The organism is Polaribacter gochangensis, assembly GCF_046224025.1.
GTDB lineage: Bacteria > Bacteroidota > Bacteroidia > Flavobacteriales > Flavobacteriaceae > Polaribacter > Polaribacter gochangensis.
In genome coordinates this window covers 139,405-152,644 of the sequence record NZ_JBJXRF010000001.1, presented here as the reverse complement: position 1 = coordinate 152,644, position 13,240 = coordinate 139,405, and the positions used below count along the sequence as shown (strand labels likewise).

Sequence of the window (13,240 nt, the reverse complement as noted above, 5' to 3'; positions counted from 1 at the left end):
TTATTTTTTAAAAGTTCGTTCTTTCCATTGATAATTGCTAAAAATTGATTTTAAAAAAATCAACAAAGTAAAATATGGATACACAAAACTACTTTTAAAAAAGGGGTTAAAAGCAACCTTCTTCTTATTAAAGATAGCCATTCTTTCAATCAATATATAATCAAACAAAAGCTTTAATAAAAAGTAGAAAATAAAAGTTTCTAACTTCATTATTTTTAATAAGACCAACACAGGAGCAGTTGCTAAAATTGCATTTGCAGCCAAAACAAAAAAGCCAATTAATTTTCCAGTAAACATCTTATAATTTGAGCTTTTTGAAGCCCAACGAACCCGTTGTTCTATCAATTCAGAAAAAGTATTTACAGGAAACGTTTTTACAATTACATCTTCAGATTTTAAATATTGAACTTTCTCTTTATAAAAACTAATGAATTTTTCTAGTAAAAAAACATCGTCGCCACTAGCAATATTGTTGTTTCCATCAAAACCATTTAGTTTTTCGAACATGTCTTTTCTGTACATTAGGTTTGCTCCATTTGCTAAAAAAGGAATGTTCAATCCAAAACCGCTAACAGTTGTTGCTTGTAAACTCATAAAGTCCAATTCTTGAAACTGATGTAGAAAGCTTGAGTTTCCTTCATAAAAAACTGGAGCAACAATCATGTTGCAATTGTTTAATTGGATGAAATTATCGATGGTTTTTAGCCAGTTTTTTGGCAGAATACAATCTGCATCAGTGGTAATAATCCAATTATTTTTTGCGTTTTTTAATGCAGTTAAAATGGCGTCTTTTTTTGGAGAATCAGAAACTCTTTTATTTTTTAAAACTCGAATGTTTGGTCGAGTAGAGTCGATATGTATCTGTGAGATTTCTCGGCTAGGCTCGAAATGACAATTGATAATGTCAACAGAACTGTCACTTGAATCATCATCAACAAAAAGAAACTCGATCAACTCTTTTCGATATTTTAAATGTTGGATTGAATCTAGTAGTTTTGGTAAGTTTTTAGCTTCATTTCTAAACGGAATAATCACAGAAAAAGCTGTCTTTTCTGAAGTATTTGTCCTTTTGAATTCTTTTACTTTATAAAAACCAATTACAAAAAGAAATATGCAAATGATGTAACTATAAAACAAAATACTAATGAGAATCATTCTTTTTTCTGAATTAATTTATTGGTATTAAAAGTAAGCACAAAATAGCTTCCAACAATACTTGGAAGTACAAAATTGAAAATCCACATAAATAATACAATTGCTAAAATATTCGTTTCGTTAAGTTCAAAAAATGAAAAAATTAATAGTGCAACAGAGCCTTTTATAAGCACATCAAAAAAGGATAACATCGGAATAAGTGATGCAATTACATACATTGAAAACACACACATCATTGCGTCTAAATAAGGCAAATCAATATTAAAAATGAGTATTAAAAAATAAAATTGATGTGAAAAAATTAGATATCGAAGTGCCGAAAGAAGCATTACTTTCTGTAATAGTTTTTTAGAATAAAGTGTTATCTTATTTTTAAAATTCGGTAACGAATATCCTTTAATAGTAACACGCTTTTTATCAATAAACCAGAAAAGTAGACTTAAAAGAACGAAAAAAATTAGCGCATAAATTACATTGGTAAAATCAAATTGAATCTTAAAATTAAAAAACAAATACAAGCAACCAATACCTCCAAAAACAATGGTAACAATTAGCTGAGAAATGTTTCCAACAAGATTTAACGCTACAATTTTTTTTCGCAATGTTTTTTTAAAATACAATGCTTTTGCTCCGTATTCTCCAATTCTATTTGGGGTAATTAACGAAGCTGTTAAAGAGGCTAAACTTTGAATTGCAGCTTCATAAAATGAAATTTTTTGTACCTGATTTGCTAATAATTTCCATTTTGACATTTCTAGAAACCAATTAAAAAAAGTAAAAATCAATAAAAAAAATGCATTTTTTAATGAAAAAACATGATTTTCTATCAAAATTGAGGTAAAATCATAAATTGACTGTTGTTGGTTTGTGAAGATTTTATCATGAATAAAATATCCACAACCAATAACAATAAAAAGTTTTACGACTAGCGCTAAGAATTGCTTAGATTTGTATGAAACTGATTTGAACATTATAACAAAGAACGTTAAAATTTGATGGTAGAAAAAATCATATTAGGAATTGACCCAGGAACCACGATTATGGGTTTTGGTGTGATTAAAATTGTGGGCAAGAAAATGGAATTCATTCAAATGAACGAATTGATTTTAACTAAATACACGGATCATTACCTAAAACTAAAACTAATTTTTGAAAGAACTATCGAATTGATTGATACATACAACCCAGATGAAATTGCAATTGAAGCGCCTTTTTTTGGAAAAAATGTACAATCAATGTTGAAATTGGGAAGAGCGCAAGGAGTTGCGATGGCAGCAGGTTTATCAAGAGAAATCCCGATTACAGAATATTTGCCAAAGAAAATAAAAATGGCAATTACTGGAAACGGAAATGCAAGTAAAGAACAAGTCGCATTGATGTTAAAATCCTTATTAGAGTTAAAAACATTGCCAAAAAATTTGGATGCAACCGATGGTTTAGCAGCAGCAGTTTGTCATTTTTACAATGCAGGAAAAGTTGTTGGCGGTAAAAGTTATTCTGGTTGGAGTGCTTTTGTGAAACAGAATCCTAAAAAATTAGGTAATTAACATTTATCAAATAAATAATTAACAATTATCAGTAGTCAATGAGTAATTAAAAAGAATCAACAATTAATAAATTTCAATGCTATGAAATTAAAGAACAACCCATTACAAAATAAATCATATGATTTTGCTTTAGAAATTGTAAGACTAAGTAAAAAAATAGTTAAAGAGAACAGGGAATATGTTTTGTCAAAGCAAGTTTTAAGTAGCGGAACTTCAGTCGGTGCGAACATCGTGGAGGCAAACGGAGCAATATCTAAAGCAGATTTTTCCGCAAAAATGTCAATTGCTTATAAAGAATGTTTAGAATCAAAATATTGGCTATCATTATTAAAAGATAGTAATGAGATTACAAAAACAGAGTTTGAATTATTATTTAAAAAAGCAGATGAAATTGCTAAAATATTATTCTCAATTTTAAAAACTACCAGAATCAATAAACAATGATCAATAAACAGTTAACAATTATCATATAAACTATGAATATTGTTAGATTGAGGTTCCTAAAAAATTTATTTTTGATAACTGATAACTGATAACTGATAACTGATAACTGATAACTGATAACTGCTACTGTAAACTGATAACTGATAAATGTCCGGAATCTACATCCACATACCATTTTGTAAACAAGCATGTTTTTATTGCGATTTTCATTTTTCTACTTCGTTAAAAAAGAAAGATGAATTAATTTCTTGCTTAATAAAAGAGTTAGAAATCAGAAAAGACGAATTACAAAACGAAACCATAGAAACCATTTATTTTGGTGGAGGAACTCCGAGTTTATTGTCTGTTGATGAAATCGAATCTATCATTGATGCTATTAATACAAATTATAAAGTAATTGAGAACCCAGAAATTACCTTAGAGGCTAATCCTGATGATCTAACTGAATCTGTTATTTTAGAGTTGGCAAAAAGTCCAGTAAATAGATTAAGTATTGGTGTGCAATCTTTTTTTGAAGACGATTTAAAATTGATGAATCGCGCGCACAACGCAGAAGAAGCAAAAAAATGTTTGTCTGTGGCGACGCGTCACTTTGAGAATATTACAGTAGATTTAATTTACGGAATTCAAAATATGTCCATCGAAAAATGGAAACAAAATTTACAAACTGTTTTCGATTTTGGCATCCATCATATTTCTAGTTATGCATTAACCGTTGAGCCAAATACCGTGTTGGATTCGTTTATCAAAAACGGAAAATATCCGCCATTAAATGAAGCATTGGCAAAACAACATTTTGATGTTTTGGTTGAGGAAACACAGAAAGAAGGCTTTGTGCATTATGAAATTTCGAACTTCGGGAAACCTACTTACTTTTCGAAACACAATACCAGTTATTGGAACCAAAAAAAATATATCGGAATTGGACCTTCAGCACATTCATTTAGTAAAACTCATCGAAGTTGGAATGTTGCTAATAATATAAAATACATCAAATCTATTTTAGAAAATAAGTTGCCAAATGAAACGGAAGAGTTGTCAAAAAATGATCAATTTAACGAAGCGATTATGACTGGTTTACGAACTATTTGGGGCGTTTCTTTAGCAGAAATTGAAACAGAATTCGGAGTTGATTATAAAAATAAATTACTAACATCCGCAGAAAAATTTATTAAACAATTCTTATTAAAGATTGATAATAAGACACTTAAAACCACAAAAAAAGGCAAATTTTTAGCAGATGGTATTGCAAGTGATTTGTTTATCCTGAACTAGTTTCAGGAACTGTTTATTGTTTTACTAAATTAGAAAACCCTAATTTAAAAAACATATATTTGGATTTATAATAATGAAAATAAGTTTAATTTAAAAGATACTGAAACAAGTTCAGCATGAAAGCAGTTATAGAATATAATTCAAGAAAGATAGAAGTAGACATCTCGAATCCTATAGATATTTCAATTCCTATTGATATGTCAAAAAAAAATATCAATGCATGGTATATTGATGATCCAGCTATTTTTCCTGAAGAATTTGAAGGAGAAAAAATCAAGGTTTCTGAAGGCGCTGTTGTAAACTTTAACAACATACATTTTAATCCGCATTCGCATATTACACACACAGAATGTGTTGGGCATATTACAGAAAAAGTACATTCTGTAAATAAAAATTTAAAGTACTTTATTTTTCTTGCAGAATTAGTAACTGTAGCTCCAGAAAGCAGAAATGGAGATTTTGTGATTTCAGAAAAGCAATTAAAAACAGCATTAAAAAATAAAAAGAGGGATGCTATTGTAATTAGAACTTTGCCAAATTTAACAGATAAAAAAGAGATGCGTTACTCAAATACAAATCCGCCTTATTTGTTAGAAGAAGCGGCAATTTATCTAAGAGAAAAAGGCATTAAGCATTTATTGATAGACTTGCCTTCGGTAGATAAAGAAAAAGACGAAGGAAAACTGTTAGCCCACAATGCTTTTTGGAATACTTCAGGAGAAATACGAATGAATGCAACCATTACAGAGTTTATTTACGTGCCAAATTCCATTGAAGATGGAGAATATTTACTGAACTTAATGATTGCGCCTTTTGAAAACGATGCAACGCCAAGTAAGCCGGTTTTGTATGAGATTATCAAATAAATTTTGATTTTTTTTACTTTTATAATATTGAACGTTTTACTATTTTATATTTACAGGAATTAAAAATTAAGGATGATTACCGTTTCTACAGACAAATCAAAATTACAAACCGATGTTATTCATCAATTTTTAACCAATTCTTATTGGGCAAAAGGAAGAACTATTGAACAAGTACAAACCACGATAGATAACTGTTTGTGTTTTGGTGTATATTTAAACAATCAACAAATTGGTTTTGGAAGAATTGCGACAGATTATGCCGTTTTTGCTTATTTAATGGATGTTTTTATTTTGCCAGAGCACAGAGGAAAAGGTTATTCTAAACAATTGATGGAAGCAATTATCAATGCAGAAGCATTAAAGGATTGTAAAACGTGGATGCTGAAAACATCTGATGCACATAATTTGTACAAACAATTTGGATTTACAGCATTACACAATCCAGATATTGTAATGGAAAGGTTACTGAAATAAGATGAAGTATAAACTCTTTAATAATTGGAGGATAATAGTTTTATCTGTAATTTCTTGGATAATTTATTTTTTGACAGAAAATTCTGGAATTATCCAGTTATTTTCAGACAAAGTAGATGGAGTTAATTCTAGTAAAGGATTTGGGATTCTCATTTTTATGTATTTAGGAAAATATTTTTTTTTATTATTTGGAGTTATTTCGTTGTTTTTTATAATCTATTTAGTTTTTAAAAAGAAACAATAACATGCACATAGAACAACTTAGAGAATATTGTATTTCAAAAAAAGGTGTTACCGAACATTTTCCGTTTGATGATGTTACGTTGGTTTTTAAAGTGATGGGAAAAATGTTTGCGCTGGCAGGATTGAATCATTGGGAAAAAGGAGAAACGAGCATCAATTTAAAATGCGATCCAGATTGGGCAGAGGAATTACGTGGCGAATATGAAAGTGTAAATGCAGGTTGGCACATGAGTAAAAAACATTGGAATACCGTTACCTTAAACAATGATGTTTCTGATACTTTTGCTTTTGAGTTGATAAATCACTCGTATGATTTGGTTGTAAAAGGATTGACAAAAAAGTTGAAAACAGAATTAGAAAATCTTTAAAATGTCCTTCCGAAATGAGCTTGCCTGCAAGTAGGCAGGAAACGATTGAGGAATCTCATAAAAACTTAATGTAAACTTCGATATTTAGAAGGTGTAATGCCTTTTTTGTCTTTAAACTTTCTGTTAAAATTAGAAATATTTTTAAATCCAGATTTTTCAGAAATTTCTGTAATCAGTAAATCTTTATTTTTTAATAACCTACACGCGTTTTCAATTCTAACTTCAATTAAAAACTGAAAATAAGTTTTGTTAGTTCGTTGTTTAAAATACCGACAAAAAGCATTTGGTGTCATATAAGAAATTCCGGCAATGGAGTGTAAACTAATTTCTTTCTGAAAATTGTTCATCGTATACTCCATAATATTACTCATGCGTTTTCCTTCGTTATCAGAATATTTTTTTGGATAAATAAACGTAGAAAGTGGTTGTATATCTGCTTTTAATAACTCGCTTACAATTTTTAAGAAAATAATAAAGCGCTCAAAGTTCGAAGCTTTTTTTAAGGATGAAAACAGCGTTATGATTTCATCCTTGCCGCTTATTACAATTCCACCAGACTCACTTATTTTAAAAAGTTGTTGCATTTCTGTGAAATCTCCCAATTTAAAGAACTCTTCTCCAAAAGATGTTTTGGTAAAAAACAAGGTTTGCATAAAAGTAGTCGTATAATTAGAAGTGTCGCTTTTAAACACGTGCGGTAAGTTGCTTCCAATAATTAAAATATCTCCAGATTTGTATTCGTTAATCGAATCTCCAACCACAATACTTCCTTCACCTTTTAAAATTGCACCCAACTGAATTTCTTCATGTTGATGTAATTTATCGTACAGAATAGTTCCTTTATCTTCTTGATAAATTAAAGAAACATTTTTTGATTTTGGTATCTGAAAAGGTAAAACTTTCATTAGTATACTCTTAAATTCAAACTCAAAAGTATTCAAATATTACTCAATAAATAATTTTTTTAACAAAAAAAAGATAAAATAATATCATTATGTAATAATTTAAATATTATAAGAAAAAGTTTTCCTTAGAAATTTGTCCGATTTTTTGTTCCTAATCCAATCTAAATCTATTCTCTCTTTATGGTACAAAGTGTTTAGTCATAAAAAAACTCCATAAAAATGGAGTTTTTTCTTTTTGAATATTTAAAATAATCTGTCTATATCAAGTCTAGAACTTCAAGTCTTTCTCTAGCTAGGATATATCTTGCTTGGACATCATCAATTTGCTGTTGCGTTAATTTCTTACCAAAGGTGTTAAGTCCTCCATCAGCATCATTATGATGAATTCCAAAAGCATATTTAAGATATTCCATAAGTAGCGGCTGTGCGTCTAGGTATGAAATGGAATTCATAGCCTGAGAAATTTGATTTGCCTTAGCCCATTCTCCATTTACTACATATTCTTGCATAGTAACACTAGCTTTTGGGAAGATACAACCTACACCTGTAATTCCTCCACATGCTCCAGCAAGTCCTGCAAATACAGTTACTGTGTCGACTCCTGCTAAAACTTTTAAATCTTTATTCTCTAACATGAGTGTTTCAATAATGGAAACATCTATCGTTGATATTTTAAGAGCAATTACATTAGTAAGAACAGAAATTCTTCTAAGAAGATCCGTTGAAAGTTCATGATATCCAGCTGCATCAGGGTTGTTATAAGGCATAATAGTTACGCCTGCACCTCTTGCGGTTGCTTCAGCAAGCGCATAATACGCATACATTTCTTCATCAGAAGGAATTGCTGTAGTTTTTGGTGGCATTACCATAACAGTATCCACTCCAACAGTAGCAAGGCCTTCAACAATTTTAGCAAGCTCTTCTTTAGTTTCTGCCGCAGCTCCACTGATCAACGGTACATTATATTCTTTAGCAACCTCAGAAAGAGCTTTAAGTAAAGAAAGTCGTTGTTCTGAGCTCAGGTAGCTATTCTCACCCAAAGTACCAGAACCTACAAGTCCACCCATTCTGCTTCCGCCTTTTCCTTGAACTTTTAAAATATCTGCAGCATATTTTTTTGTTGCATCTAAGTCTATTTCAAGGTCGCCTGATTTTGATTCTTTCAGCCATGTAAACACGGCCGGCATAACACTATACCTCCAATCTGAATTATTTGTTTTTATCATATTTTCTTATTGTCTAAAATTATGTCAGTAAGTTTTTTGTAAAACTATGTAAAATAACCAAAAAAAAAATCAAAACATATACGATATTCACGCATAACGCAAGTAAAGTCATATAAATAGATAAAATAATACCACAACAAGATAAAAAACAAACAAAAAAAATATTAAATCAATACTATTTTTGTAATTAAAAGATTTATTATTAGCTTATTAACATAATACACTACATAAATTAATATCTTTATCAAGTTGATGCACTTTATGTATTTTAATTTGACATATTTTTAAAAAAAAGATTCATCTAAAACAAATTAATTATGAATACAACTGCAACACAAGTTACAGGGAAAAATTATATTGGAGATCAACTTTCTGCAAAAGGAACAAAAACATTTACAACGTTTAATCCGCAAACAAATAAAGAGAATACTTCAGTAATTACAGAAGCAACTTCGGAAGAAATTAATCAAGCAGCAAAATTAGCTTCTGAAGCTTTTGAAATTTATTCTAAAAAATCAGGAAAAGAAAAAGCTGTTTTTTTAAGAGCGATTGCAGAAGAAATTGAAAATTTAGGAGAAAAATTAATTGAAACCTATACTTCAGAATCTGGTTTGCCAGCTGGAAGAGCAGCGGGAGAAAGAGGAAGAACTCTTGGGCAATTAAGAGCATTTGCAACTCATGTAGAAGAAGGTTCTTGGTCTGAAGCAACAATTGATACTGCTCAGCCAGAAAGACAACCATTACCAAAAGTAGATTTACGTAAAATGAATGTTCCGATAGGACCAATTGTAGTTTTTGGAGCTTCTAATTTTCCGTTGGCATTTTCAACTGCAGGTGGAGATTCAGCAGCAGCTTTTGCAGCAGGTTGTCCGGTAATTGTAAAATCACATCCAATGCATGCAGGAACAGGAGAATTAGTTGCATCAGCAATCATAAAAGCAGCAGAAAAAACAGGAATGCCAAATGGCGTTTTTTCTAATTTGAATAGTAGCGGAATTGAAGTAGGACAAGAATTGGTTTCTCATCCAAAGGTAAAAGGAGTTGGATTTACAGGAAGTATTCGTGGAGGAAGAGCATTGTTTGATTTAGCAGCTCAACGAGCAGAACCGATTCCGGTTTTTGCAGAAATGGGAAGTATAAATCCGGTTGTAATTTTACCAGAAGCATTAAAAGAAAAAGCGGTTGATTGGGCAAAAACGTATGCAGGTTCAATTACTTTAGGATCTGGACAATTTTGTACAAATCCAGGTTTATTATTAGCAATTAAAGGTGATGGTTTGAATGAGTTTGCACAAACTTTAGCTGAAGAAATAGTAAAAATTGAACCGACTTGTATGTTGCATCCAAATATTGTTGGTGCATACAATAGCAATAAATCAAAAGTAATTTCTCAAGAAGGAATTGAAGTTTTAGCAGATTTTGAAGGAGATTCAAAAGCAAATTATGGACGTCAGATTGTTTCTAAAGTTGATGGAGCTACATTTTTAAACAATCCAACATTACATCAAGAAGTGTTTGGTCCATTTTCTTTATTAGTAGTTTGTGATAATGAAGCACAATTAGAACAAATTTTACAACATTTAGAAGGACAATTAACAGGAACCATTATTGGAACTGAAAAAGAACTTTCTTCAAATTCTAGAATTGTTTCTGCATTGCAAAACCGAGTTGGAAGAATTATTTTTAATGGCGTTCCAACTGGAGTTGAAGTTTGTCCGTCTATGCAACACGGTGGACCTTATCCAGCATCAACAGATTCAAGATTTACAGCTGTGGGTGTAGATGCTATAAAACGTTGGGTGAGACCATTTAGTTTTCAATCTTGGCCAAACAATTTGTTGCCAGATGAATTGAAAAATGAAAATCCGCTTGGAATTTTAAGAAATATTAATGGAATAAAAACTACTGATAAAATTTAAGAATATGAAACTTCCATAACGAGTAGTCGATACCCAAGAGAATGACTATATGGAAGTTACATGTGACCGATAAAAAACAAATAATATAGACATATGAAAACAATCAAACTTTTTGGACTTTTACTTTTAATAAGTTTTTCGGCTTGTAAGAAGAATTCGTCAAGTGATCAATTAAATTCAATTATTAAAGAATATGAAAAGTCCAGAAAGTATGATTTTAACAGGTCAGAGTCTGTAGAAAACACCATTAAATATTATCAAGCGGAATCAGATTTTGCGTCAAATTTAAAAGATAAATTGTCTACTGTTTCTGTAGATGGTTTGTCTGAAACTGATAAAATTTCTAGAGATTTATTACTGTTTGTTTTACAAGATAAAATAGATACACATACTTTTAAAATGTATCTAAATCCGATTACAAATGAATCTGCTTTTCACTTAAATTTAAGTAGAATGGCAAACAGAAACTTTAAAAACAAAGCACAAATAATTGGATATTTAAATCAATTAAAAGAATTGCCAAAACGAGTTGATTACAATTTAAACTTGTTAAGAGCTGGAGTTAAAGAAGGAATTTCTCAACCAAAAGCGGTTTTTTATAAGTACGATAATACCTACAACAAACATATTTTAGATGATGTTACAAAGAGTGAGTTTTATGTGCCATTTCACAAATTACCAGCATCACTTTCTAGTGAATTAAAAGATTCTATTATTGAAGTTGCAAAAATAAGTGTTCAAAAAAATGCCATAGATCAATACAAGAAAATTAAAACCTTTTTTGAAGAGGAATATTTTCCGAATACAAGAAAAGGTTTGGGAGTAAGTACAGTTCCGAACGGAAAAGAATTTTATCAAAACAGAATTAATTATTATACAACAAGTACAAAATATACAGCAGAAGACATTCATCAAATCGGATTGAAAGAAGTAGCAAGAATAAAATCTGAAATGCAACAAATAGTTAAAGATTTAGGCTTTAAAGGTTCGTTTGCAGAATTTTTAAGATTCTTAAGAACAGACGAACAATTCTATGCAAAAACTCCGAAAGAATTATTAATGTTTGCTAGGGACATTTCAAAAAGAATTGATGCAGAATTGCCAAAATACTTTATCACATTGCCAAGAAAACCTTATGGCGTAGTTCCTGTTCCTGCTGCAATTGCACCCAATTATACAGGCGGAAGATATTCTGGTTCTAGAAGTGAAACTTCGGCAGGTTTTTATTGGGTAAACACCTACAATTTACCAAGTAGAACTTTGTATACAATTCCGGCTTTAACAGCACACGAAGCTGTTCCAGGACATCATTTACAAATGTCTTTAAACAATGAATTGCCTGAGACAATTCCGAGATTTAGAAGAAATTTATACTTATCAGCTTTTGGTGAAGGTTGGGGATTGTATTCAGAATATTTAGTTCAAGAAATGGGTATTTATACAACTCCGTATGAAAAATTTGGTCAGTTAACCTATGAAATGTGGCGAGCTTGTAGATTGGTTGTTGATACAGGAGTGCATGCAAAAGGTTGGACACGTCAGCAAATGATTGATTATATGGCGTCAAACACAGCTTTATCTATGCATGAAGTTACTACAGAAACAGATCGCTATATTTCTTGGCCAGGACAAGCATTGTCTTATAAAATGGGAGAAATTAAAATCCGTGAAATGCGTAAAAAAGCAGAAGCTGATTTAGGTGATAAATTTAATATTAGAGAATTTCATGAAGTAATTTTAGGAGAAGGAACAGTTACTTTATCAATCTTAGAAAAAAGAGTACTTCATTATATTGATAGTAAAAGAAATGAGTAGAAAAACATTTTTTTGTGTGGATGCACATACATGCGGAAATCCAGTAAGAGTTGTTGCTGGTGGCGGACCAAATTTGGTTGGAAATACCATGAGCGAAAAGCGTCAGCATTTTTTAAAAGAATACGATTGGATTCGTAAAGGATTGATGTTTGAACCACGCGGACACGATATGATGAGTGGAAGTATTTTATTTCCGCCTCACAATCCAGAAAACGATTTTGCTATTTTGTTTATTGAAACTTCAGGCTGTTTGCCAATGTGCGGACACGGAACTATTGGAACCATTACCATCGCCATTGAAGAAGGTTTAATTACTCCAAAAATTCCAGGAAAAATTAAAATGGAAGCGCCAGCTGGTTTGGTGCATATAGAATATGGGCAAACCGGAAAAAAAGTAGATTGGGTTAAATTAACCAATGTAAAAAGTTATTTGACGGCAGAAAATTTAACCATTGATTGTCCGGAGTTAGGAGAAATTACCTTTGATGTTGCTTATGGCGGAAACTATTACGCAATTGTAGATCCGCAGAAAAACTTCTCTGGTGTACATGATTTTACAGCTTCACAAATTATTCAATATTCGCAAGTTGTTCGAGATAGAATTAACGAAAAATATCCAAATCAATTCATCCATCCAGAAAATGATACGATTAGAGATGTAACACATCTGTTGTGGACAGGAAATCCGATTGACCCAACATCCTCTGGAAGAAACGCTGTTTTTTATGGCGATAAAGCCATTGATAGAAGTCCGTGCGGAACAGGAACATCAGCCAGAATTGCACAATTACACGCAAAAGGAAAATTAAAAAAAGGCGAACAATTTATCCACGAAAGTTTTATTGGAAGTAAATTTATTGGTTGTGTAGAAGAAGAAACTACATTAGGCGGAAAAGCTGCAATTATTCCAAGTATTCAAGGTTGGGCAAAAGTATATGGATATAATAATATCATAATTGATGATGAAGATGATCCGTATGCACACGGATTTCAAGTTATCTAA

General features: G+C 30.9%; 14 protein-coding genes. 10 read left to right on the top strand and 4 right to left on the bottom strand.

The window, feature by feature from the left end; genetic code table 11:
* Both ACEWL1_RS00700 and ACEWL1_RS00695 read right to left on the bottom strand, forming a co-directional pair.
* Complete coding sequence (locus ACEWL1_RS00700) at window positions 1-1,155, bottom strand: glycosyltransferase (protein ID WP_409231371.1); 1,155 nt, start codon at window positions 1,153-1,155, stop codon at window positions 1-3.
* Window positions 1,152-2,126 carry a lysylphosphatidylglycerol synthase domain-containing protein gene (locus ACEWL1_RS00695; protein ID WP_409231370.1) on the bottom strand — a complete coding sequence of 325 codons (975 nt, stop codon included), beginning with the start codon at window positions 2,124-2,126 and terminating at the stop codon, window positions 1,152-1,154. Before ACEWL1_RS00695 ends, ACEWL1_RS00700 begins: the two co-directional genes overlap by 4 nt.
* 24 nt (window positions 2,127-2,150) lie before the next feature.
* Between ACEWL1_RS00695 and ruvC the strand changes: the two genes are divergently transcribed.
* From ruvC to ACEWL1_RS00660, 7 genes are all read left to right on the top strand, one after another.
* Window positions 2,151-2,702 (top strand): crossover junction endodeoxyribonuclease RuvC, encoded by a 552-nt coding sequence (gene ruvC, locus ACEWL1_RS00690; RefSeq protein WP_409231369.1) that lies wholly within the window; start codon window positions 2,151-2,153, stop codon window positions 2,700-2,702.
* 81 nt (window positions 2,703-2,783) lie between these two features.
* On the top strand, window positions 2,784-3,146 hold the full coding sequence (locus ACEWL1_RS00685) for a four helix bundle protein (protein ID WP_409231368.1): 363 nt from the start codon (window positions 2,784-2,786) through the stop codon (window positions 3,144-3,146).
* Window positions 3,147-3,293: 147 nt separating this feature from the next.
* Window positions 3,294-4,421, top strand: coding sequence for a radical SAM family heme chaperone HemW (gene hemW, locus ACEWL1_RS00680; protein ID WP_409231367.1), 1,128 nt, complete (start codon window positions 3,294-3,296; stop codon window positions 4,419-4,421).
* Between the two features lie 116 nt (window positions 4,422-4,537).
* On the top strand, window positions 4,538-5,287 hold the full coding sequence (locus ACEWL1_RS00675; protein WP_409231366.1) for a cyclase family protein: 750 nt from the start codon (window positions 4,538-4,540) through the stop codon (window positions 5,285-5,287).
* A 72-nt stretch (window positions 5,288-5,359) separates the two neighbouring features.
* Entirely contained in the window at window positions 5,360-5,761 is a 402-nt protein-coding gene (locus ACEWL1_RS00670; protein ID WP_409231365.1) for a GNAT family N-acetyltransferase, read from the top strand.
* 1 nt (window position 5,762) lies between these two features.
* Window positions 5,763-6,005 carry a hypothetical protein gene (locus ACEWL1_RS00665; RefSeq protein WP_409231364.1) on the top strand — a complete coding sequence of 81 codons (243 nt, stop codon included), beginning with the start codon at window positions 5,763-5,765 and terminating at the stop codon, window positions 6,003-6,005.
* Window position 6,006: 1 nt separating this feature from the next.
* Window positions 6,007-6,372 carry an MmcQ/YjbR family DNA-binding protein gene (locus ACEWL1_RS00660; protein WP_409231362.1) on the top strand — a complete coding sequence of 122 codons (366 nt, stop codon included), beginning with the start codon at window positions 6,007-6,009 and terminating at the stop codon, window positions 6,370-6,372.
* 65 nt (window positions 6,373-6,437) lie between these two features.
* On the opposite strand, the gene ACEWL1_RS00655 is transcribed toward ACEWL1_RS00660, so the two are convergent.
* Window positions 6,438-7,277, bottom strand: coding sequence for an AraC family transcriptional regulator (locus ACEWL1_RS00655; RefSeq protein WP_409231361.1), 840 nt, complete (start codon window positions 7,275-7,277; stop codon window positions 6,438-6,440).
* A 257-nt stretch (window positions 7,278-7,534) separates the two neighbouring features.
* Complete coding sequence (locus ACEWL1_RS00650; protein WP_409231360.1) at window positions 7,535-8,503, bottom strand: dihydrodipicolinate synthase family protein; 969 nt, start codon at window positions 8,501-8,503, stop codon at window positions 7,535-7,537.
* Window positions 8,504-8,820: 317 nt separating this feature from the next.
* Here ACEWL1_RS00650 and ACEWL1_RS00645 point away from each other — a divergent pair, with 317 nt between their 5' ends.
* The 3 genes from ACEWL1_RS00645 (at window position 8,821) to ACEWL1_RS00635 (ending at window position 13,240) form a co-directional block, all read left to right on the top strand.
* Complete coding sequence (locus ACEWL1_RS00645; RefSeq protein WP_409231359.1) at window positions 8,821-10,422, top strand: aldehyde dehydrogenase (NADP(+)); 1,602 nt, start codon at window positions 8,821-8,823, stop codon at window positions 10,420-10,422.
* A 93-nt stretch (window positions 10,423-10,515) separates the two neighbouring features.
* Window positions 10,516-12,237, top strand: coding sequence for a DUF885 domain-containing protein (locus ACEWL1_RS00640; RefSeq protein ID WP_409231358.1), 1,722 nt, complete (start codon window positions 10,516-10,518; stop codon window positions 12,235-12,237).
* On the top strand, window positions 12,230-13,240 hold the full coding sequence (locus ACEWL1_RS00635; RefSeq protein ID WP_409231357.1) for a 4-hydroxyproline epimerase: 1,011 nt from the start codon (window positions 12,230-12,232) through the stop codon (window positions 13,238-13,240). Before ACEWL1_RS00640 ends, ACEWL1_RS00635 begins: the two co-directional genes overlap by 8 nt.

What these genes read in the sequence shown, in the direction of transcription:
- ACEWL1_RS00700 (WP_409231371.1), bottom strand. Translation starts at nt 1,155, where the DNA reads ATGATTCTCATTAGTATTTTGTTTTATAGTTACATCATTTGCATATTT.
- ACEWL1_RS00695 (WP_409231370.1), bottom strand. Translation starts at nt 2,126, where the DNA reads ATGTTCAAATCAGTTTCATACAAATCTAAGCAATTCTTAGCGCTAGTC.
- ruvC (WP_409231369.1), top strand. Translation starts at nt 2,151, where the DNA reads ATGGTAGAAAAAATCATATTAGGAATTGACCCAGGAACCACGATTATG.
- ACEWL1_RS00685 (WP_409231368.1), top strand. Translation starts at nt 2,784, where the DNA reads ATGAAATTAAAGAACAACCCATTACAAAATAAATCATATGATTTTGCT.
- hemW (WP_409231367.1), top strand. Translation starts at nt 3,294, where the DNA reads ATGTCCGGAATCTACATCCACATACCATTTTGTAAACAAGCATGTTTT.
- ACEWL1_RS00675 (WP_409231366.1), top strand. Translation starts at nt 4,538, where the DNA reads ATGAAAGCAGTTATAGAATATAATTCAAGAAAGATAGAAGTAGACATC.
- ACEWL1_RS00670 (WP_409231365.1), top strand. Translation starts at nt 5,360, where the DNA reads ATGATTACCGTTTCTACAGACAAATCAAAATTACAAACCGATGTTATT.
- ACEWL1_RS00665 (WP_409231364.1), top strand. Translation starts at nt 5,763, where the DNA reads ATGAAGTATAAACTCTTTAATAATTGGAGGATAATAGTTTTATCTGTA.
- ACEWL1_RS00660 (WP_409231362.1), top strand. Translation starts at nt 6,007, where the DNA reads ATGCACATAGAACAACTTAGAGAATATTGTATTTCAAAAAAAGGTGTT.
- ACEWL1_RS00655 (WP_409231361.1), bottom strand. Translation starts at nt 7,277, where the DNA reads ATGAAAGTTTTACCTTTTCAGATACCAAAATCAAAAAATGTTTCTTTA.
- ACEWL1_RS00650 (WP_409231360.1), bottom strand. Translation starts at nt 8,503, where the DNA reads ATGATAAAAACAAATAATTCAGATTGGAGGTATAGTGTTATGCCGGCC.
- ACEWL1_RS00645 (WP_409231359.1), top strand. Translation starts at nt 8,821, where the DNA reads ATGAATACAACTGCAACACAAGTTACAGGGAAAAATTATATTGGAGAT.
- ACEWL1_RS00640 (WP_409231358.1), top strand. Translation starts at nt 10,516, where the DNA reads ATGAAAACAATCAAACTTTTTGGACTTTTACTTTTAATAAGTTTTTCG.
- ACEWL1_RS00635 (WP_409231357.1), top strand. Translation starts at nt 12,230, where the DNA reads ATGAGTAGAAAAACATTTTTTTGTGTGGATGCACATACATGCGGAAAT.